We start from the raw sequence: 20,655 nt of genomic DNA on the forward strand, positions 1-20,655 counted from the left end.
GCTAATTCTTCGCGTCATCTATGATTAAATTGCCCTCTATGGTCTTGCCGCCAGCCCGCTTCACCCGACGGGGCGTGCTGGCTATGCTGGCTTTTTATGTAGTGTTTGCCGTGCTCTACGCGGCCACCATTACCTACTCGGTGCAGTCGTTTCAACCCGATGCGTTTCCCGGGTATCTGGGGCGCGTGCTTCTGCTCGACTATCCGCTCAAAGCCCTCTGGACGCTGCCCGTGTGGTGGCTGTTTTTTCAAACTTCGCTCGATAAGGCGGATTGGTCAATCAAGCTCCTGGCGCACGGCCTACTGGGGCCATTGTGGGTAGTCATTTGGTTTAGTAGCTATTATCAAGCGCTTAGCTGGCTGGGCATGGGCGGAATAGGCGGCAACGGCCGAGTCTGGGACGTGTACATTCCGACCCTATTCTACTGTGTGCAATTTGGGGTGCTGCATGTGGTGCGCTTCACCCAACAACTCCGCCAGCAGAGCCAGCGCGAGCAGCAATTGCAGGCCCAGGCGCACCAAAGTGAGGTGGCAGCCCTGAAAGCCCAAATCAATCCGCACTTTCTGTTCAATACCCTCAACTCTATTAGCGCCTCCGTGCCGCCCGAGCTGGAAGCCACCCGCGAATTAATTGCCCGCCTGGCCCACACGTTTAGGTTTTCGCTGGAAGCGTCGCGGCAGGAGCAGTTGCCGCTGGGCGACGAAATAAGCTTTTTGCGGGCCTATCTGGAGTTGGAACAGTCGCGGTTTGGGGCGCGGCTACAGGTGGCGTTTGAGATCGAGGAAAGCTTGCACGCCCAGTTGCTGCCGCCCATGCTCATTCAGCCTTTAGTGGAAAATGCCGTGCGCCACGGCCTGGGCCCGAGCGTGGCGGGTGGCACCGTGCTGGTGCAAGTGAGCCGCGTAAGTGCAGGGCTGCGCGTGGTGGTGGCCGACACGGGCGTAGGGGCGAAGGCGCTGCCCGAGCAGCTGATGCACAGCGCCGGCGTAGGCCTGCGCAATACCCACGCCCGCCTGCTGGCGCTAGGGTCGGAAGGGTTGAAAATCGCCAGAAACGCCCCCCAGGGCTTGCGCGTTGGCTTTGTGCTGCCGCTCCCCGCCGCACACCAGGACCCAGAACCCAGGCTGCAACAACAGGAAGCTGCCGCAGCTAGCACTACTGCAATTCCCAGTACGCTTCAGGGGGCATTTTGACGTAATGCCAAGCTCCGGCTTGGTGGTCGCGCGGCGTGCCAACGACTACAACGATTCACCAAGCGGAAGCTTGGCGCTACAGCCTTTTTATGACGACTCTTCTCATCGACGATGAAGTGCCAGCCCGCACCATCGTCCGCCAGTACCTCGCCGATTTTCCACAGATCAATATTGTTGGGGAGTGCGCCGATGGGCTGAGCGCCGTGGAGGCCATCCGTCAGCACCAGCCCGACCTGCTGTTTCTGGATATTCAAATGCCGGGCCTCACGGGCTTCGAGGTGCTGGCCCGGCTGGAGCGTATTCCGCGCGTCATCTTCTCCACTGCCTACGACCACTATGCGCTTAGCGCCTTCGAGGCCGGGGCCGTTGATTATCTGCTGAAGCCCTACGACCGCGCTCGGTTTCGGCAGGCCGTGGAGCGGGTCCTGGCCTATGCCACTGCCCCTGATGTGGCTTTGCAACGCCTGTTGCAGCGCTTGGAAGAAACAAAAAAGCCCCCCAGCGCGGCTGTGACGCCCACGTATCCGGCCCGGTTATTCGTGCCCCATGGTACCCGACTCGTCGCCGTGCCCGTGCAGGATATTCGCTGGGTAGAGGCCGCTGGCGACTACGCTACCCTGCACACCAGGGCCGGGCAGCAGTACCTGAGTAACCTGGGCATCAGTCAGCTGGCCCAGCGCCTTGATCCGCAGAAGTTTGTGCGTATTCATCGCTCGGTGCTGGTAGCCCTGGATGCGGTGCGCGAGCTGGAGCGCGACGGCTCGGGGGGCTTTTATGCCACCCTGGAAGGTGGACGCACGGTGCGCGTCAGCCGGGGCCACGCCGACGTACTACGCCCCTTGCTAGGCTAGAAGGTTGAAGGAGTTTCTTGTTGAGTAGGGCTTCTGAAGTACAGAATATGGTCAAGCTTGCGGGGCCAAAATCAGCGCCTGCCGCAGGCCGGCAACGTGAAGGGGCGCATCACCAACGGCGGCGCCCTCCACGCAAAAGCGGCCGGACTAAGTCCGGCCGCTTTTGCGTGGCTAATAGTATTTCTCTTTGTACGGGTAGTCAGGAAAGGGCTGCTCGTGAGCTACTCTTGGTGCTGGTCTATAGCCTTTCAGTGCGCGCTTGTGCTTTTTCTTTTTCTTTTTATCACGGTTGCTCAGCAATACCGCCGCCAGCGCGGCTAGCGCCAATCCGCCGCCCAGCATGGCCGCTCGCGCCGGCAAGGTATCGGGCAGGGCAGGGGGGATAAACTGTACGCCGTTTTCATCGGTGCGGGCCGGGTTTTCTACGTAGCGGCCCTTGGCCGGCACGGGGAAGTGTAGGGCCAGCTCCCGCAGCTCATCTGCTACGTGCGGGCCCTGTACGGCCGGGCCGTGGCCGCAGCCGATGGCCTGGGGCTCCAGATTGGAAAGCTTGACGACAGATGCATGCGCTGCTTCCCAATCAAACGTAAACGGCGTGCCGGCCCGACTGATTTTTGGGATACCCAGCAGCACCGATGGGATGGAGTCGTGGTGAACGGTAGCAAAGGCATCGGCTCCGAGCAGCGTTTTATCCTCAGCCCGGAAGAAAGCCACTTGGCCGGGCGCGTGCCCCGGCACATGTAGGCATTGCCAGCCAGGCATATAGGGCGCCTCCTCGTCTTCAGACAAAGCCTGCACACCGGTCAGGTTAAACGTTTGGGGCGGGAAAAACCGGCTGGCAAAGGCCAAAGAGCCGCCTACCGTCGGGTCGGCGGGCGGATACACAGCTTTACCGGTCAGAAAAGGCATTTCTAGGGAATGCGCCAGAATGGGTACGTGCCAATGGTCGGCCAACTCCTGGGCTGAGCCGGCATGATCCAAGTGGCCGTGGGTCAGGAAGATGGCTTGGGGATGTGTGCCGGCATAAAACAGCTTATCGGCTGCCGCGATAATGGCTTTGGCCGAGCCGGGTAAGCCGGTATCCACCAGCACCCACTCGCCGGGGGCACCAGCCTCCACAAAATATACATTGACAAAGCGTTGAATGAGAAGCTGGTTGACGCCAGCAGCTACTTGTTTCATCGGTTCCGGGTTTAGTGAACTATCTATCCTGAAGCGTACGCAGATGCGGGCCGCATGGTCAACGACGGGGGGCTTTTTTGTGCCAACGCTCTGCTTATTCTGCTGGCTGTCAATAACCTTCCGCCATTTGTCACAGTACTAGCACCTGGGGCCTGTTGAGTTTACACGGCCCGAACGCACCCCCGTAGCTGACAGGCCGCTACCCGACTCTTTCCACCAAGCAATCCTCCTTATTGTGACAGCATCAACGACAGATAATACAAGCGACCCGCGTGCTCAGAAGGCAGCTATAGTGCTGGCCGGAGCCACCGGCGACCTTGGGGGACGGATTGTAAAGCACCTGCGACAGCGGGGGGCAATTGTGCGGGCGCTGGTGCGCGCGGGCAGCGCGGCCCCCGCCGTAGCATCCCTGCGCGAGCAGGGGGCAACGATTATCGAAGTTGATTTCAACGACGAAGCCCAACTGACGAAAGCGTGCTCCGGGGCAACGTGTGTGGTATCGGCGGTGTCGGGGCTGCGGGAGGTCATTGTAGAAATGCAGACGCGCCTGCTGCAAGCGGCCGTAGCCGCGGGCGTTCCCCGCTTCATCCCCTCCGATTATTGTATTGATTACACCAAGCTCCCCGTCGGCTCCAACCGCAACCTCGACCTGCGCCGGGAGTTTTCCGAGCGACTCGACAAAGCGCCTATCCGGGCTACTTCCATTCTCAACGGTATGTTCTCCGATTTGCTGACGGGACAGGCGCCGGTTATCCTGTTTAAGTTTAAGCGGGTCGTGTACTGGGGCAACGCAGATCAAGCATTGGACTTTACCACCACTGAGGACACCGCCGCCTTCACGGCCGCCGCTGCTCTCGATGCTACCACGCCCCGGTTTCTGCGCGTGGCCGGCGAGGTAGCAACTATCCGGGGCTTGCAGGTGGTGGCCAGCGCCGTCACGGGCGAGCAGTTTCGCTTATTCCGGGTTGGCGGCTTAGGCGCTTTTGGAACCCTGATTAAAGTAACCCGCGCCCTCATGCCCACGAGCGACGACGTATTTCCGCCCTGGCAGGGCATGCAGTATCTGCACAATATGTTCAGCGGCCTCCCCAAGCTAGAGCCTCTGGATAACGCCCGCTACCCCGATATCCGCTGGACTCCGGTGCGGGAGGTGCTGGCAAACCGGGAGCAGGTGCCCGAGTAAGCGGCCGATAATTCTTAGGCTGGGATCAGTCAAAAAGGCTTCCCGAACTCCGAAAACTACGTAAGCAGTACGGATCAGGTACCATAGTCATCACCCATCCGGAGCATGAGCAACCAAGCACAATCGGGACGCCTTTATTCAACCAGAAATACCACGGCCCGCCCCCCCAGGAAAGGGTTGCTTTACCTACTGTTGACCGCGGTATGTTTGCTGGTCGCCAGCTCGGCGTACTGGCTATCGAAGAAAAGCAGCGCCGAGCGCAGGCGGGAAGCACCCGTAGCCAGCACCAGGTTTCCTGCCTCTGCTACCCCCAACTCGGACGTGCCAGCGAGTGTTTCTGCTGGCCCGGATTCTGCAACCCCGGAGAATGAAATACAGGAGCCATCTGTACAAGCCAGCACTAGTGCTAAGCCGCTGGTGGGGGCCTATAAAGTGCTGCCCGCCAGAGCCTATTTTCATTCTGAACCCGCTACAAATAGCTCCACCGGCAAGTATGTACTGCGGGGCGATGTGGTGTATGCAGAAGGGGAGAGCGGTAATTTTATCAAAACGCGCTTTTTCAACTCCGACGGCGACCCGGTGGCGGGCTGGCTGAAAAAAACGGAGGTGCAACTCAGCAAATTGAGCGCGCCGTCTACACCTCTCCGCGCCACGGTGGCCAGCCCACGTCGAGCAGACGCGGCACCAGCGGCAGCACCCGCCCAACCTAAAAAGCCAGCTGTAACTGAATCGGCACCAAAAAGTGCTGCTGGTGTGGTTCGGCCGCCCGCTACTACTGGCATCGTGCGGGTAGACACCACCTACTTTTATGATTCGCCCGACCTGACTCAGCGCCGCCGCGCCTTTTGCGTTCGGGGTGATAAGATGACGCTGACTGACTCCTCCGACAAAGCCGTATTTGTCACGTTCGTAAACTGGGAAAAGGTGCGCACGTCGGGTTGGATCCGGAAAGAAGATTTGACTATCCGGTAGTTTAAGCAAGACTAGTAACAGTCATGCAGAGGCCGAACTGAAGCAGTTCGCGTGCAGATGTTGCAACCCTAATTGTTCTGCTTGATCTCGCGTCTGCCTGTTGAAGCGTTTCTACTGCTTGCTCTGTCATCCTGAGGCACGAAGGACCTGCTCCCCGGAGAATGAGTCATGCACCTGGCAGCAAGTTCTTCGTGCCTCAGGATGACAAAGACTTTGGTTAACGCTTTAAAATCTACCTGGAATAGACTGTAAGCGAGCTGCTTCGGCTTTGCAAGGCCGCCTGATTAACTGTTTGTTTATTAAAAACAGACGCTATAAAACTCGCCCTTATGGCCTTAGAACCTCTTTTTCCCGCCGACGCTTTTCGCCGCTCCGACGAAACCCCGGACGCGCAATTCTACCAGCAGCCGCGCTTCGTGACTCACATTGACGAAGGCGCAATTGCGGCCGTTACGCAGCTGTACCGCGAGTATTTTCCTGCCAACGGCACACTGCTGGATTTGATGAGTAGTTGGGTGAGTCATTTGCCCCCCGAGGTGGCGTATCAGCGCGTGGTGGGCCTGGGCATGAATGAGCAGGAACTGCGCGCTAATCCCCGCTTGGCGAGCTACGTGGTGCAGGATCTAAATCAGGAGCCGAAGCTTCCCTTTGACGAGAATGAGTTTGATGGTGCCGCCATCTGCGTATCCGTAGACTACCTGACGCGGCCCGTGGAAGTGCTGCGCGATCTGGCCCGTGTGCTCCGGCCGGAGGCACCCGTGGTGATTACGTTTTCCAACCGCTGCTTTCCGACCAAAGCCGTAGCCGCCTGGCACACCCTCGACGACCGCGGCCACTTGGCCCTCGTGCAGCAATATCTGCTGGCCGCCGGCCACTGGCACCACATTGAATTACTCGACCGCAGCCCGCAGCCACGCCGCAGCGACCCGTTGTACGCCGTGATAGGAAAGGTGAAATAGTGAGTGGGGAAATGGTGAGTTTGATGTTCTCAAGGCGCATCTTGCGTTCATGGTGCAGCCCGATTAGCAAACTCACCATTTCCCCACTCACTATTTCACATGCCGTCTGCTTCTACCGTTTTTCTCGTTCGGCCCGTCCGGTTTGCTTTTAACACCGAAACGGCGGCGTCTAATCATTTTCAGCAGACCATAGCCGGGCTGGAGCAGGAGGCAATTCAAGAGAAAGCATTGGCTGAGTTCGATGCGGCTGTGGCCAGGCTGCGCGCGCACGGCGTGCAGGTACTAGTGTTCGACGATACGCCCGCGCCACCCAAGCCCGACGCCGTGTTTCCAAACAACTGGCTCACCCTGCACCCCGACGGCCGCGTGGTGCTCTACCCGATGCACGCGCCCAACCGCCGCCCCGAGCGGCGGCCCGATATCCTGGAAGCGTTGCGTAGCCAGTTCACCATTCGGGAGGTGGTCGATTTATCGCATCATGAGCAGGAAGACCGGTTTCTGGAAGGTACGGGCAGCCTAATTTTCGACCACCAGCACCGCGTGGCGTACGCCGGCCTTTCGCCCCGCACCGATGAGGCTTTGTTTCAGCAAGTAACGAGCCTGTTGGGCTACCGCCCGGTCGCTTTCCACGCCACCGACGCGCAGGGCCACGCCATCTACCACACCAACGTGATGCTATGCGTGGGGGGCAAATTTGCAGTGGTCTGTCTGGAAAGCATCACCGACCCAGCCGAGCAAGCAGCCGTATCCGATGCGCTGGCATCCACGGGCCACGAAATCGTGGCTATTTCGCTGGCGCAGGTGGCCCATTTTGCCGGCAACCTGCTCACGCTGCAACCCGCGGCGGGCGGTCAGGAATTGCTCGCTATGTCGCAAAGCGCCCACGATGCGCTGACCGCCGACCAGCGCCAAACGCTCAGCCGCTACTGTACACTGGTTCCGCTGCCTATTCCCACCATCGAAACCATTGGCGGAGGCAGCGCCCGCTGTATGTTGGCGGAAGTATTTCTGCCCGGCGCGTAGGGGGCTTTTTGCGGTTCCATAAATCAACATTCAGCGTCTGATTAAGCAGTATATGACCATAAGAATAGCCGCCGTTCTGAGTATTGCGCTGCTGGCAAATAGCTGCGCTGATAGTAGCCAGAAAGTAAGCCACCCGACTCCAGTGCCGCAGCACGTAACCGAAACGGCGAAAGGCGAGGTGAAAAGCTACCAGCTGGCGCTATTCGACGAAGCCCGGAACCGGCCGGTTCCCATTGCCGTGTATGTGCCCGGTTCGGGTGCGAAGCTGAGCCCGGAAAAGCGAACAAAGCTCAAGCTGGCAATCCTGAATCATGGCTACGGCAGCCCTCACACGGGTTACTCTTTTATCGCCTACAATCTGGTGGCGCAAGGCTACTTCGTGGCTAGTATTCAGCACGACTTGCCCAAGGAAGCGCCCATGCCTACCACCGGCAATCCGCAGCAGGTTCGGCGGCCGTACTGGGAGCGGGGCGCGCAAAACATGCTGTTTGTGCTGCAAACCCTCAAAAAATCAAACCCAGAGCTGGACTTTAAAAACCTGCTGCTGGTAGGCCATTCCAATGGCGGCGACATGGCTATGCTGTTTGCCCTCAAGTACCCGAAGCTGGCGCGAAATATTATTTCGCTGGATAACCGCCGGATGCCCTTGCCCCGCACTCGGCGCCCGCACATTTTAACCATCCGCTCCAGCGACCAGGTAGCCGACGATGGCGTGCTGCCGACGGCCACCGAGCAGCAAAAATTCGATATTCAGATTGTCAAAATGGAAAACATGACCCATAATGACATCTGGGATGGCGCCACCGAGGAAAAAAAGCAGGAGATAAATCAGACGATTAATATCTTCCTGAAAACGAAGTAGTCAGCTTGCCTAGCCCGCCATATATATGCAACAGGTTTCTACAGAATTTTCGGTGCCTGTGGCCACTCGCGCTACCGTATCGCGGGTGCAGGCAATTGATGTGGTGCGGGGCTTGGTGATGGTTATCATGGCCCTTGACCATGTACGCGACCTTTGGAGCCCCACCACCTTTCGCCCAGAAGATCTGGCGCAGACGTCGGTCTTGCTGTTTTTTACGCGCTGGATAACCCATTTCTGCGCACCTACTTTTGTGTTTCTGTCGGGTACGAGCATTTATCTGTATCAGCAAAAACAGCCCAATAAGGGGCAGGTTAGCTGGTTCCTGCTCACGCGCGGCCTGTGGCTGGTAGCGCTAGAATTGCTGGTCATCAGCTTTATGCTGTTCTGGGGCTACTCCATGATCTTGCTGCAAGTAATATGGGTGATAGGCTGGGCGATGGTACTACTGGCCGGCCTGATCTGGCTGCCCCGCTGGCTACTAGCATTGCTGGCATTCGTCATCATTGCCGGGCACAATTTGCTGTTCAATATTCAGCCCGTTACCGCCGACAATGTAGCCTTGGCGCTGCTGCACAATGGCCCTTTCCTCTTCGATCCTGCACACCTGCCGCCTTTCTTAGTAGCGTATTCTATCGGGCCGTGGCTGGGCGTAATGCTCGCCGGCTATTTAATTGGGCCGTGGTTTAAGCTGCCGCTGCCGCAGCGTACGCGGCTACTGCACCTTGCCGGAATAGCCTTGCTTGTGCTGTTCGTAGCCTTGCGCGCCACCAACTGGTACGGCGACCCCTTACCTTGGAGCCCCCAGAATCGTGGCCTGGTTTACAGCGTGTTATCGTTCGTTAATGTCACGAAGTACCCGCCTTCGCTGCTGTTTCTGTGCCTCACGCTGGGGGTTGCTTTGCTTTTGCTCGCCAGCGTCGAAACGACCACGAACCGACTAAGTCAGTGGTTGCGCACCTTTGGGCAGGTACCGTTTTTCTATTACATCCTGCACCTGTTCCTCATCAGCTTCGGGGCGCTGATCTGGACGACTGTCGCCTTCAACAAGACCATCAACCTGTCGTTCAATCCGCCTACAGCGTGGCCTGCTGCCTATCAACCCAGCTTGTTGCGAGCGTACGTCGTGTGGGCAATAGTAGTATTGCTACTGTATCTGCCGTGCTGGTGGTATAAGAATTTTAAACAGCGACATTCGTACTGGTGGCTGTCGTATGTGTAGCGGTTGGCACTTCAGCGGGAGAATTAGCCAGCCGCCACTCGTCTTCGAGCAAGGCCATTTCTATTAATGACCAATAGCCATCCTTGTAGCGCACCACGTCGCGCATAATGCCTTCAGTCTTGAGGCCGGCTTTCTGGTAGCAGCCAATAGCGGCCTCATTGAAATCGTACACGCCCAGGCTGATGCGATGCAGACCCAACTCTTCGAAACCAACGCGCAATACGGCCTTTATCATGCCCTGGCAGTAGCCGCGGCCGCGGGCGGCGGTATTGCCAATCAGGACGCGCGTGATGCGGGCCGCTTTATTGGTTTCGCTGAAGCTGCCCAGGGAAATATGCCCCACGGTTTCGCCGGTTTCAGTGTCAATGGCCTTGTAAATAAACGCATCCGGCTCAGTCGGGTCATTCGCGCCTTCGAGGTACCAGGTGAGGCTCGCTTCCGTGAGGGGAAACGAAAACAGCGAACCGCTCCACTCTTTTAGAAGCTGCTCATTATCAATCCACTGAATAAGTTGTTTGAAATCGGCGGGGGTGAAATATTCAAGTCGAATCATGAAGAAAGCTCCGAATAGGATGGGGCACAGAGGTGCTTTTCGGGTGCTGCCAGCTGCTGCGCGCAGGTAGAGCCCACCAAAACAAAAAGCAATTTACGGTTCTGCTTGCTTAGCTTCCTAATCAGAACAAAATAGGGTCGATAACGGCGTGCACAGTAGCACTTAAACTAAGCTACAAGAGATACCAAAAGCCGCGCGCTTTCGTTCGTCTTGGCCACAAAAAAGCCCCTCAGAGCTCGTATGGGGGGCTTTTTTGTGGCTGAATAGCTTATTAGCTTCCTAAGGGCGCATTCACGCTCAGCTCCAGCACCGCGCTGGTATGGTTGCGGGTTTGCTCCACCAGCTCCGGGTTATCGGCCAACGACTGCCCGAACGTGGGAATCATCTCCCGAAACCGGGTCTGCCACTCCGGGGAGGCGGCCTGCGCGGGGAAGCATTTTTGAATGAGGCTTATCATGATGCTGACGGCTGTAGAGGCGCCGGGCGAGGCACCCAATAAAGCGGCAATGGAGCCATCGGCGGCGCTTACCATTTCGGTTCCGAACTCCAGTACGCCCCCTTGCTTTTCATCTTTTTTAATAACCTGCACGCGCTGGCCGGCTACCTCCAGCTTCCAGTCTTCGGCGCGAGCGGTGGGTAAATACTCGCGCAGGGCGGCCAGGCGGTCTTGGGGCGACTGCCGCACCTGGTTGATCAGGTAGCGGGTGAGGGGCAGGTTTTTGGCCCCCGCGATGAGCATAGGCTTAAGGTTGGTAGCCTTAATGGAGCCTGGCAAATCGAGGAAGGAGCCAAACTTCAGAAACTTGGTGCTGAAGCCTGCATAGGGGCCAAACAGCAGTTCGCGCTGCCCGTTTATCACGCGCGTATCCAAGTGGGGCACCGACATAGGCGGCGAGCCCACGCTGGCTTTGCCGTATACTTTGGCCTGGTGGCGCTCAATTACGACCGGGTTCACGCACTTCAGCCACTGCCCGCTTACCGGGAAGCCCCCAAACCCTTCACTCTCCGGGATTCCTGAGGCCAGAAGCAGTGGCAAAGTACCACCGCCCGCCCCGATAAACACGAACCTGGCGCGCAGCTTGCTTTTTTGGCCGGTGGTGCGGTTGTGGGCCCGAACGCGCCAGGTACCGTCGTCCTTGCGCCGGATTTTATCGACTTCGTAGCCGAAGTGAAACGTGACGCCGGGCTTTTCCTGCAACAGATAGAACATGCCGCGGGTGAGGGAGCCAAAGTTCACGTCGGTGCCCAGGTCCATGCGGGTGGCGGCTACTTTGGCGGCCGGGTCGCGGCCTGCCATCACCAAGGGCATCCACTCGCGCAGCTGCTCCGGGTCCTCGGAGTATTCTATGCCCTGAAACAGCGGCGACTGCACCAGGGCCGCGTGGCGCTTGCGCAGAAAGTCCACGTTTTCGGCGCCCCACACGAAGCTCATGTGCGGAATATGGTTGATAAACCGCTGAATGCCTTCGACGTGATATTGCTCGGCTAAAAAGGCCCAGAATTGCTTCGAGACCTCAAAGGACTCCGCGATACCGATGGCCTTGCTGATGTCGATGGAGCCATCGGGGCGCTGAGGCGTGTAGTTCAGCTCGCAGAAGGCCGAGTGTCCGGTGCCGGCGTTGTTCCAGGCGTCGGAGCTCTCAGCGGCGGCCACGTCGAGGCGCTCAATTACGGTTATCGTGAGGTTGGGGTCCAGCTCCTTGAGCAGGATGCCCAGGGTAGCACTCATAATGCCGGCTCCGATCAGGACAACGTCGGTAGTGAGGTCGGCGGAAGTGGTGTCTGTATTCATCGGGATAAATGGATAGTCTTCACAGCGTACGAGGGAAGGAAAGTGGCTGCCATTTTTGAACGCTAGTTGTCTGTCATCCTGAGCTTGCGAAGGGCCTTCTCACGCTTGAACAAATTGTTGTGACGGGAAAAGGCCCTTCGCAAGCCCAGGATGACAGTATAACCAACGACCGCAACGATTGAGACGCGAATACGCGTCTCTCCCTTGTTCTGTTAAACAAACCTTTACATGGTTTCGTCCGAAACACCCGAGGCGGCGGACAGCCGCCGCTCGTCGGTGTCCACTACGGAGCGGGTTTTGGGCAAGGAGCCCGGATAGTTCTGCTGAATAAAAGCTACCATCTTTTCCCGCACGTAGCACCTCAGATCGAAGACCCGGCCGGCGTCGCCGGCGCTGACTAGGGCCCGCAGCTCCATGGTGCGCTCTTTGGAATCGGTGACTTGCAGTACGCACACGCGCTTATCCCAAAGTGGGTGGTTCTCCACGATGTTCTTTAGCTCTGCTCGCACCGCCTCGACGGGAATACTGTAATCGGTGTAGATGAACACGGTGCCGGTAAGTTGGGACGTGGTGCGGGTCCAGTTCTGGAAAGGCTTCTCGATGAAATAATTCAGCGGCAATACCAGCCGCCGCTCGTCCCAGATGCGCATCACCACATACGTAAACGTGATTTCCTCCACCTTGCCCCACTCACCTTCCACTACCAGCACGTCGTCGAGGCGGATGGGCTGGGTGAAGGCTAACTGAAAGCCCGCCAGCAGGTTGCTGATGGAGCGCTGGGCGGCAAAGCCCACGATAACGCTGGCAATACCGGCCGAGGTCAGCAGGCCCGTCCCAATTTTGCGCACCGTGGCAAAGCTCATCAGCACCAGCGCCACCGCCACAAACACGATCAGCGACACCACCAGCTTGCGCACAAACTGGAGCTGGGTAAACAGCTTGCGCACTCGAAAATTATTTTCCTCATTGAGGTGATAGTGCTGGAGCACCAGATCCTCCACTACGTTCACCGTCTTAACCAGGCCCCAGGCGAAGGTGGTGATCAGGCCGGTTTCCACTACCCGGCGTAGCACCTCAAAGGGGCGGGCGGTAAGGGGTACCAGGGGCAGCATAAACGAGAGCACCAGCACCGGAAAAAAGAAGGCGCTGGGTCGACTCAGGTGCTTGACAATGGATTGGATAAGCAGCGGAGAACCGGGCCGCTTAGCGTATCTGCGCAGGGTGCCAAAGAAGATATATTTAAGGACAAGCCCGCCCGCGAGGCCACCTGCCAGTATGCCCAGCGTGGTCAGAATCTCGCGCCATTGAAAAGATATTTCCCAGGACATGTCTTTCATAATCAGTAGGGTCACCCCAGCCTATCTTATCTGAACCGCAACCTAGCCCTGCTGGAAAGCAAAGGCTTGAATAGCTTCCCACGGCCCGCCCCGGTAGGCCCACAGCTGCAGACCGGTGCCGGTAGCTTCGAAAGGCACAAAATCAGCCTTGAGCTGCTCATAAAGAGCGCGGGCCTGCGCCGGGTCCACTTTGTTTTGCACCGTTACGTGGGGCCGCAGCTTCTGCTGGTCCTGGGGCGTCAGAGCGGGTTGCCACTGCGTTTGCAGCTCCCGGTGCAGGGCTTGCAACGCTTCGTTTTCGAGGGCATACGCTACGCCGCGCCCCAAAAATCGTATGCCCGTAACCTGCAGCTTGATTGGGGGTTGCTTCTGGCAGCGGTCCGCCAGCTGCGCCACTAGGTCGGAGCGCCGGGCGCCGGGCAGGTGGTGAAAAAGCGTGACGTGGGCCGCCAGAAAATTGCGCTCGGGCGGAAAGTGCTGTTGGCGCAGCCCATTGAAAAAAGCAAACGAATTGGCATCGAGGGCAAGGGTCAGAATCAGGGGAGCGTCGGCGGAGGTCATGCGGGGAGCGGCTGGGGGGCATTTTGAGGTGAGAGCAGCTCGGTGCTGCTGATAATTTTGCCCCCCCGGCTTTGCAGGTCGGCCTTGGCCCGCTCAAAACCTTCCAGATTGATGGGGCGGGTAGCGTCTTCAATTAAAAAGGTGGCAAAGCTTTCCGCCAGTGCGTCTTTGGCCGTGAAGTGTACACAGTAATCAGCCGCTAAACCGGCTACATATACCGAGGTGATGCCCCGCCCAAAGAGGTACGCAGCTAAGCCGGTGGCTTTGCGGTGGCCGTTGTCGTAAAATCCGCTATAGCTGTCAATTTCCGGGTCGGTGCCTTTGCGGAAAATGGCTTCAATCCGGTTTGTGTTCAGCTCTGAGTGCAGCTCGGCACCCGGCGTGCCTTGCACGCAGTGCGCGGGCCACAGCACCTGGGGCAAGCCGTGCAACTTGGTTTCTTCAAAGGGCTGACGGCCAACATGATTGACGGCAAAGCTTTTATGAGTTACCGGATGCCAGTCTTGGGTGGCCACTACCAAGTCGAAGTGGGGCTGGAGCTGGTTTAATAAGGAAATAACCTGGTCACCTTCGGGTACGGCCAGCGCGCCGCCGGGCACGAAATCATTCTGAACGTCAATGAGCAATAAGGCTTTCATGCACTATTTTTACCTTAGAAGTGAGAAGTAAGCGCCTATCCAAACCATTTGTCATGCAGAACATTCCGCGCGTTAAGCCGGCGATGAAGCATCCCGCATGCTGACGTAGGGCTGCTACTGCTCCCAAACACGCGAGATGCTGCGCGCTGCGCAGCATGAGGTTCTGATTTTTGTTCCTACGATAAAACTGACCAAACAACAGTAAAATGATGGAGACGCCCGCAAACTATACCGAGCTGAACCGTCAGCTGTGGAACGCCAAAACCGCTTATCATGTCCAGTCCAGGTTTTATGACGTGGAGGGGTTTGTGGGGGGTAAATCTTCGCTGAATGACGTTGAGCTGGGGTTGTTGGGTGATGTGCAGGGTAAATCAATTTTGCATCTGCAATGTCATTTCGGGCAGGATTCGCTGTCGCTGAGCCGCCTGGGTGCCCACGTAACCGGCGTCGATTTGGCCGACCAAGCCATTGCCAAAGCCCGCGAGTTGGCGGCGCAGCTGGCGTTGCCAGCTGCGTTTGTGTGCAGCGACGTGTACGAGCTACCCCAGAATCTGCGCCAACAGTTTGATATCGTGTTTACCTCGTACGGCGTGTTGGGTTGGTTGCCGGATTTGGAGCGCTGGGCGGGCGTGGTACGTTCTTTTCTAAAGCCGGGGGGCAAATTGGTGCTGGTTGAATTTCATCCGGTGATCTGGATGTTCGACAACGATTTTACCCGCGTGCAGTACGCGTATTTCAACAAAGAAACCATTACCGAAGTCGAAACCGGAACCTATGCCGACCGCGACGCCCCGCTGGCGCATACGTCCGTATCGTGGAATCATGACTTGGGCGAAGTGCTGGGTAGCCTATTGCACAACGGACTCAACATAAAGCACTTCGCCGAGTATGATTACTCGCCTTATAACTGCTTTGCGCACATGAAGCAAGTGGGCGAGCGTAAGTATCGAATTGAGCATTTGGCTGATAAGCTGCCGATGATGTACTCTGTAGTAGCCGCCAAAGCAGAAGAAAGCCAGCGTTAAAACTTGCTCAGCTCGGTTATTACCTATCAGTAAGAAGCATAAGCTGCGGAGTATCGTGACCATCAGGGGTAAGATAAAAAATAAACGACCGAGACCAAAAGATAATGTTGTAAGTGACTGATAAACAGGTTGAAAAAGGTGCTTCAGGCTACCGCTTAATTAAGCCTTGAAGGACCTAAAACGGACCAGCAAACGTTGTCAAGAGCAAGCCAAAACCAGCTCCTGATGTTCGAAAATGCCCCCCAGCTCACCTTGTTTGATTCATTGCCTGTACTCACCGAAACACCCACTTCGCAGCCCGTATTGCTTACGCGCCCGGCGCGGGTGTGGCTGCCGAAGCGGGTGCTGTTTACCCCCGATGCGCTTGACGAGGAGTTTGGCCAGCAGATGTACGAGCGCATCAGCGCCGCCGGCCTGCCTATCGAAGTACTGAAAAGCAACCGCATTACCGGCCTGCGCGGTGCCGACGAGCGCGAAACATACCGCAATGCCAAGAACACTTTGGCCGTGGTAAAAGCCCCCCCGAGTGCTTTCCGCCTCCAGCCCATCCCGCCTTCGGCTGATTGGCAGATGAACCTGGCCGAAGGCTGTCCGGCCCACTGCCAGTATTGCTACCTGGCCGGCAGCCTGCAGGGTCCGCCGGTGGTGCGGGCGTACGCCAATCTGCCCCAGATGCTGCAAAACACGGCTCAGTACGAGCAAGCCGGCAAGCTGACAACCTTCGAGGTGAGCTGCTACACCGATGTGCTCGGTATTGAGCACCTGACCGGCAGCCTGGCCGAATGCATCCGCTATTTCGGTACCCGCGAGGGCGCCCAGCTTCGGTTTGTGACCAAATATGATCAGGTAGGATCGTTGCTCAATTTGCCCCACAACGGGCAGGTACGCGCCCGCCTGAGTTTGAATGCAGAGCCCGTAACGCGCCGTCTAGAGGGCGGTACTGCTTCACTGGAAGCGCGCTTGCAGGCTATGCGCCAATTGGCGTTGCCGCGCGAGCAGGGAGGGGGCAGCTACCGCGTAGGGGCCGTAGTGGCGCCCATTATGCCCATTCCCGACTGGCGCGATCATTACCGCCATCTCCTCGACCGCCTAGCCGCTATGCTTGACTTTGAGTGCGACTTAACGGCAGAGTTTATCAGCCACCGCTTTACGCCCGGCTCCAAGGATGTGCTCCAGCAGTGGTATCCCAATATGTCGCTGGACCTAGACGAAAGTACGCGCGCCCAGAAGCGCAATAAGTTTGGGGGCGTGAAGTACGTGTACCAGCCCGAAGATATGCGCACGCTCAAGCAGTTCTTCTTTGAAGAGTGGCGGCAACGCTTCCCGCAAGCGCCGGTGCTTTATTGGACCTGACTCCAACAAAAAAGCCCCCTAAAGTATCTGGGGGCTTTTTTGTTGGAGCCAAGCTAAGGCTGAATCACCAGCTTTTGGGTTTCCGTTCGTCCATTAGTTGAAACCCTTACGTGGTAAACGCCCGGAGTCCATGCTTGGGTAGTTACGCGCACCGTGCGCTGTCCTTCCAGGCGTTGGGTCCAGACCTGCTGGCCCAGACTATTATGTACTTGCAGTGTGCTGCCGGGCGCGGCCAATTGCGGCAGCTCGACGGCAAAGTAGGTCTGGGCCGGATTTGGGTAAACGCTGACGACTTGCTGCGCTGGTTGAAAATCGACTGACTTGATGGGCGAAAAAGCAATGCTGCCGTCGAAGTCCAGAATGGCCAGCCGGTAGTAGTTCGGGCCTGTCTGCGGGGCTTCATCCACGAAGGAGTAGGTACGGCCCTGGGGGGCATTTGCCCTCACCGAGCCGATAGCTGCCCAGGTCTGGCCGTTATCGATGCTGCGTTCCACGCGGAAATTGTCCGTGCCGATTTCGGTGGCTGTGGCCCAGTGCAACGATACGCTGGCCCGTTCGGCGCGGGCTTCGAAGCGGGTTAGCGTGACGGGCAGGGGCCGGGCGGGGAGTACCGTAGTGGCATCGCCGCGAAAAAGGCCAGTGCCGCTATTCAAAGTTACATTCAGATAATTACCAGTGGTGGCGTCAATCTGGTAGATCTGGCCAGCGTCCGGTCCACCATCAGTATTGACGGCGTACAGAGTATTGTCAAGGCCCCCAAACATAGCGCCCAGCTCGGCGCGTACGGGCAGGGGTACACTGGGCGTAATGACGCGCGCGACCGGGCTGGTAGTCACGTTGCTGACGGTTAGAAGCTGGCCTTCCACCCCCAGATAGCTTTTTAACGTTGGCGAGCCATTCTCCCGCAAAAACACCCAGTCACGCGGCCCGCCCGAAAGATCGGGGTTAGTAAGGTTAGCATTGATGGCCGCGAGATAGTTATTAATGATGGCGGCCGTGGCAGGGTCGCTGATATCAGCCCGGCGCCAAATGGGAGTCGTAGGATCGGCCGAGTTCAACCGCAGCTCACCTACGTACAGGCGCGGATTGCTTACCCGTATCCGAAACGAGGGTGGGAAAATAGTGATTACCGGCGAGGCAGTCACCACTAAGCCCGCCAGAAAATAGTTGCCATTATCGCCTCCGGTTCCGAGGAAGTTGAGGGTCGTGCTGATGTCAGTAAAGCCGGAAGTAGGCGGCGACTCAATACTTCCAGCATTAACGGTGAGCCCGCTCTCTAAATCAATCTGGTACAGGTTGGGCGCTGACAAGGGCGTTGCCAGCCTGGCGTTGAGGGCGAAGAGCTTAGTTGGGTCGGTGGAGTTGAAGCCCAGAGCGTCGAAAATGGTTTCGCTGCCATCAGTAGCCGCCACTGGCCCTATACGCTGAAATGTGCCGTCAGGCAGTATCCGTTGCAGCTGGCTGGGGTTGTTCTGAGCAGCCGGACCGCTGGAGGTAACAGCGAAGCTGCTGGCAGGTACTTGGGCTAGTACGGGGGACATTGTCGCCAGCCAGCCTAGTATGAGTAAGAGGTTTTTCATATCGAGAAGAAAAGCAGGTATGAAAGGAAGTCGTAACAATAGTTTGGCAGCGGAATTGGAAGGACAAGTAGCTGATAATGAGCTGAGTTTTTATCCGTGAATCAGTTAAGCAAAACTTAAATCATTATGGACGTACGAAATTTTTTCTATGCTGGTCATTCCTTCTACTTTTGATTTGTGCTATTTGTTCAACGGCACATCCTTTCTGTATTTTTTTGCCTCCCCCACGATCCTGTATGCTACTGCCTCTCTACCAAATAGACGCCTTCACTAACCGCATCTTCGCGGGCAACCCGGCCGCGGTGTGCCCGCTCACGGAGTGGCTTCCGGCCGAAACCATGCAGGCAATCGCGGCCGAAAATAACCTCGCCGAAACCGCTTTTTTTGCTCCCCAGGCAGGTACAGATGGCCATTTTGAAATCCGCTGGTTTACGCCGGCCGTGGAGGTGGAGCTGTGTGGGCACGCCACGCTGGCCTCGGCCCATGTGCTGTTGCGGCATCTGAATTTTAAGGGAGAAGAAATTACGTTTCACTCCAAAAGCGGCCCGCTGCGCGTGAGCCGCCAGGACAACGGCCGCCTCACGCTGGACTTTCCCAGCCGTCCGCCCCAGCCACTGGCCACCGCGCCCGAGGGCTTGGTCGATGGTCTCGGAGCTACTCCCTTAAAGCTACTGGCCGGCCCCGATCTGGTGGCTTTGTTTAATTCGGAAGCCGAGATACGGGCCATTCATCCGAATCAGCTGCACCTGGCGGAGGTGCCGTACCGGGCTGTCATCGTCACGGCGCCCGGCAGCGGCGACATCGACTTTGTCTCGCGGTTTTTTGGCCCCCGCGTGGGCGTGCCCGAAGACCCGGTGACGGGCTCAGCTCACACCACGCTCATTCCGTATTGGGCCGAAAAGCTGGGCAAAACCGAGCTACGCGCCCGCCAGGTGTCGCCCCGCGGCGGCGACCTGTGGTGCGAGCTGCGCGGCGACCGGGTGCTCATCAGCGGCTACGCTGTGACGTATTTGAAGGGTGAAATTGAGATTGAATTGTAAACCCTAAGCGCCGGCTGAGGACGTCGTTGTTCATAGTATAACACTCGCCTGCGACTTTCAGCTTATGCCTATTTTTTATTGCTTAAGCCTAACGTCTTTTAGCGTTGAATTACCGCTATCATGGTAGGCTTTTGATAACACTAAGGCGCGGGTTGTTTTACTTATTATCTTAATAATAGCTTCAAATGAAAAATCTTTTTACTCTTTGGTTAATAGGACTTCTGTCTATTATGAGTTCATGTAACAAGGTTGATAAGTCTAGCTTAACTAAGGAACAAAAAATAAAGTTGGAACAGCCGGTGACTTCTACTACGGAAGAAAGGAAATATTATCCGGTAAACTACAATGAGCTCTTAAAGGATTTTATGACGTGGTATACTTACACATATCATAATGTAAAACTATCTCGGGATTTTGTGGGGCTTGGTGCCGACTCAAGTATAATTAAAAAGGCAGATTTTCTGAAGCACCTCACAACGGGTAAGTTTATTGCTGTCAAAATAATGGCTCAAAACGATGTAGAGTATTATAAGCTGCATAAGCTAAGCGAACCTAATCTACAAATTGAGGAGACGGTAAAGCAGATGGCTCTGGCTGAAATTGCACACTTTGAAATGGAAGGGAAGGAAATGCCTGACTATAACTTTACTGATATAAATGGTGTTAGATATGATAAGAATAATACGAAAGAAAAAATTATAGTTCTAAAATGCTGGTTTATTGGATGTGTAGCCTGCGTCAAAGAATTCCCCGAATTAAATAAATTAGTTGATACGTATAAAGACAGAAGTGATATACTATTTCTAAGTTTAGCAATCGACAATAAGCAGAAGCTAATCAACTTCCTTAAAAAAAAGAATTCAATTATAGAGTGGTGCCAAGCGAAGAAGAATACATGACTCGTCAATTGCGTGTCGAGCAATATCCTACTCACATACTGATTGATAAGGATGGGAAAATAGCCAAAGTGACTACTACTATAGATGGATTGATGCCATATATAGAAAAGCTGGCTGCTAAAGCCTCTCTTTAAGGGACAAGCCTGCAACCAGTAGATGCAACAGAACGACGCACCAAACTAAAGCTTCGTTGTTCTGCGCTTCGCGTTACTTCACTTGCTCGCGGCCGTAGCCGCTTTTCTCCACCACCTGCTCCACGAAAAGCGCTTTGCCCGGCACCATCAGCAGCGCCTGATACACGGCTTCACTGGCGCCCGTGTAGCGCACTATCTGGCCGTTACGATACTCGATTTCCAGCGCGAGCGTGGCCGGGTCGTAACCTACGGCCTTGAGGGAAGTGGAGCGAACGGGCTGGCGCTTCATGCGGGTAAGA

General features: G+C 56.6%; 20 protein-coding genes. 12 read left to right on the top strand and 8 right to left on the bottom strand.

Annotated elements, in window-relative coordinates; translation table 11 throughout:
* Positions 1-38: 38 nt before the first annotated feature.
* Both B9A24_RS08995 and B9A24_RS09000 read left to right on the top strand, forming a co-directional pair.
* The gene (locus B9A24_RS08995; RefSeq protein WP_234997136.1) at positions 39-1,193 is read left to right on the top strand and encodes a sensor histidine kinase; all 1,155 of its coding nucleotides are present in this window, start codon (positions 39-41) and stop codon (positions 1,191-1,193) included.
* Between the two features lie 89 nt (positions 1,194-1,282).
* Entirely contained in the window at positions 1,283-2,044 is a 762-nt protein-coding gene (locus B9A24_RS09000; protein ID WP_084444841.1) for a LytR/AlgR family response regulator transcription factor, read from the top strand.
* Positions 2,045-2,215: 171 nt separating this feature from the next.
* Here the strand turns inward: B9A24_RS09000 and B9A24_RS09005 are convergent, their stop codons facing one another.
* The gene (locus B9A24_RS09005) at positions 2,216-3,226 is read right to left on the bottom strand and encodes an MBL fold metallo-hydrolase (protein WP_084444842.1); all 1,011 of its coding nucleotides are present in this window, start codon (positions 3,224-3,226) and stop codon (positions 2,216-2,218) included.
* 235 nt (positions 3,227-3,461) lie between these two features.
* Between B9A24_RS09005 and B9A24_RS09010 the strand changes: the two genes are divergently transcribed.
* The 6 genes from B9A24_RS09010 to B9A24_RS09035 all read left to right on the top strand — a co-directional run bounded on the left by B9A24_RS09010 (position 3,462) and on the right by B9A24_RS09035 (position 9,444).
* Positions 3,462-4,409: an NmrA family NAD(P)-binding protein gene (locus B9A24_RS09010; RefSeq protein ID WP_234997139.1), complete on the top strand. Its 948-nt coding sequence runs from the start codon at positions 3,462-3,464 to the stop codon at positions 4,407-4,409.
* A 207-nt stretch (positions 4,410-4,616) separates the two neighbouring features.
* Positions 4,617-5,381 (top strand): hypothetical protein, encoded by a 765-nt coding sequence (locus B9A24_RS09015; RefSeq protein WP_084444843.1) that lies wholly within the window; start codon positions 4,617-4,619, stop codon positions 5,379-5,381.
* A 329-nt stretch (positions 5,382-5,710) separates the two neighbouring features.
* Positions 5,711-6,340, top strand: a complete 630-nt coding sequence (locus B9A24_RS09020; protein ID WP_084444844.1) for a class I SAM-dependent methyltransferase — start codon at positions 5,711-5,713, stop codon at positions 6,338-6,340.
* A gap of 99 nt (positions 6,341-6,439) precedes the next feature.
* Positions 6,440-7,363: a citrulline utilization hydrolase CtlX gene (gene ctlX / locus B9A24_RS09025; RefSeq protein WP_084444845.1), complete on the top strand. Its 924-nt coding sequence runs from the start codon at positions 6,440-6,442 to the stop codon at positions 7,361-7,363.
* Between the two features lie 52 nt (positions 7,364-7,415).
* Positions 7,416-8,225 carry an alpha/beta hydrolase gene (locus B9A24_RS09030; protein ID WP_143434861.1) on the top strand — a complete coding sequence of 270 codons (810 nt, stop codon included), beginning with the start codon at positions 7,416-7,418 and terminating at the stop codon, positions 8,223-8,225.
* 25 nt (positions 8,226-8,250) lie between these two features.
* On the top strand, positions 8,251-9,444 hold the full coding sequence (locus B9A24_RS09035) for an acetyltransferase domain-containing protein (protein ID WP_084444847.1): 1,194 nt from the start codon (positions 8,251-8,253) through the stop codon (positions 9,442-9,444).
* Here the strand turns inward: B9A24_RS09035 and B9A24_RS09040 are convergent.
* From B9A24_RS09040 to pncA, 5 genes are all read right to left on the bottom strand, one after another.
* Positions 9,404-9,997, bottom strand: coding sequence for a GNAT family N-acetyltransferase (locus B9A24_RS09040; RefSeq protein ID WP_084444848.1), 594 nt, complete (start codon positions 9,995-9,997; stop codon positions 9,404-9,406). The genes B9A24_RS09035 and B9A24_RS09040 overlap by 41 nt on opposite strands.
* 271 nt (positions 9,998-10,268) lie before the next feature.
* Positions 10,269-11,789 (bottom strand): malate:quinone oxidoreductase, encoded by a 1,521-nt coding sequence (locus B9A24_RS09045; RefSeq protein ID WP_084444849.1) that lies wholly within the window; start codon positions 11,787-11,789, stop codon positions 10,269-10,271.
* A gap of 224 nt (positions 11,790-12,013) precedes the next feature.
* The gene (locus B9A24_RS09050; protein WP_234997141.1) at positions 12,014-13,126 is read right to left on the bottom strand and encodes a mechanosensitive ion channel family protein; all 1,113 of its coding nucleotides are present in this window, start codon (positions 13,124-13,126) and stop codon (positions 12,014-12,016) included.
* A 42-nt stretch (positions 13,127-13,168) separates the two neighbouring features.
* A complete protein-coding gene (locus tag B9A24_RS09055; protein ID WP_084444850.1) occupies positions 13,169-13,687 on the bottom strand; it encodes a 2'-5' RNA ligase family protein in 519 nt (172 codons plus the stop codon).
* Complete coding sequence (pncA, locus tag B9A24_RS09060; RefSeq protein ID WP_084444851.1) at positions 13,684-14,325, bottom strand: bifunctional nicotinamidase/pyrazinamidase; 642 nt, start codon at positions 14,323-14,325, stop codon at positions 13,684-13,686. The genes B9A24_RS09055 and pncA overlap by 4 nt, the downstream gene beginning before the upstream one ends.
* A 206-nt stretch (positions 14,326-14,531) precedes the next feature.
* Between pncA and B9A24_RS09065 the strand changes: the two genes are divergently transcribed.
* Positions 14,532-15,350: a class I SAM-dependent methyltransferase gene (locus tag B9A24_RS09065; RefSeq protein WP_200813897.1), complete on the top strand. Its 819-nt coding sequence runs from the start codon at positions 14,532-14,534 to the stop codon at positions 15,348-15,350.
* Between the two features lie 225 nt (positions 15,351-15,575).
* Positions 15,576-16,703: a spore photoproduct lyase family protein gene (locus tag B9A24_RS09070; RefSeq protein ID WP_234997144.1), complete on the top strand. Its 1,128-nt coding sequence runs from the start codon at positions 15,576-15,578 to the stop codon at positions 16,701-16,703.
* 53 nt (positions 16,704-16,756) lie between these two features.
* Here the strand turns inward: B9A24_RS09070 and B9A24_RS09075 are convergent, their stop codons facing one another.
* Positions 16,757-18,283, bottom strand: coding sequence for a T9SS type A sorting domain-containing protein (locus tag B9A24_RS09075; protein ID WP_084444852.1), 1,527 nt, complete (start codon positions 18,281-18,283; stop codon positions 16,757-16,759).
* A gap of 236 nt (positions 18,284-18,519) precedes the next feature.
* Between B9A24_RS09075 and B9A24_RS09080 the strand changes: the two genes are divergently transcribed.
* Together B9A24_RS09080 and B9A24_RS09085 are read left to right on the top strand one after the other, a co-directional pair.
* Positions 18,520-19,323: a PhzF family phenazine biosynthesis protein gene (locus tag B9A24_RS09080; protein ID WP_084444853.1), complete on the top strand. Its 804-nt coding sequence runs from the start codon at positions 18,520-18,522 to the stop codon at positions 19,321-19,323.
* 185 nt (positions 19,324-19,508) lie between these two features.
* Positions 19,509-20,222, top strand: coding sequence for a TlpA family protein disulfide reductase (locus tag B9A24_RS09085; RefSeq protein WP_084444854.1), 714 nt, complete (start codon positions 19,509-19,511; stop codon positions 20,220-20,222).
* Positions 20,223-20,429: 207 nt separating this feature from the next.
* On the opposite strand, the gene B9A24_RS09090 is transcribed toward B9A24_RS09085, so the two are convergent.
* Positions 20,430-20,645, bottom strand: coding sequence for a KTSC domain-containing protein (locus B9A24_RS09090; RefSeq protein WP_084444855.1), 216 nt, complete (start codon positions 20,643-20,645; stop codon positions 20,430-20,432).
* Positions 20,646-20,655 lie beyond the last annotated feature (10 nt).

Origin of the sequence: Hymenobacter roseosalivarius DSM 11622 (assembly GCF_900176135.1) — a bacterium.
In the GTDB taxonomy this organism is placed as follows: Bacteria; Bacteroidota; Bacteroidia; order Cytophagales; family Hymenobacteraceae; genus Hymenobacter; species Hymenobacter roseosalivarius.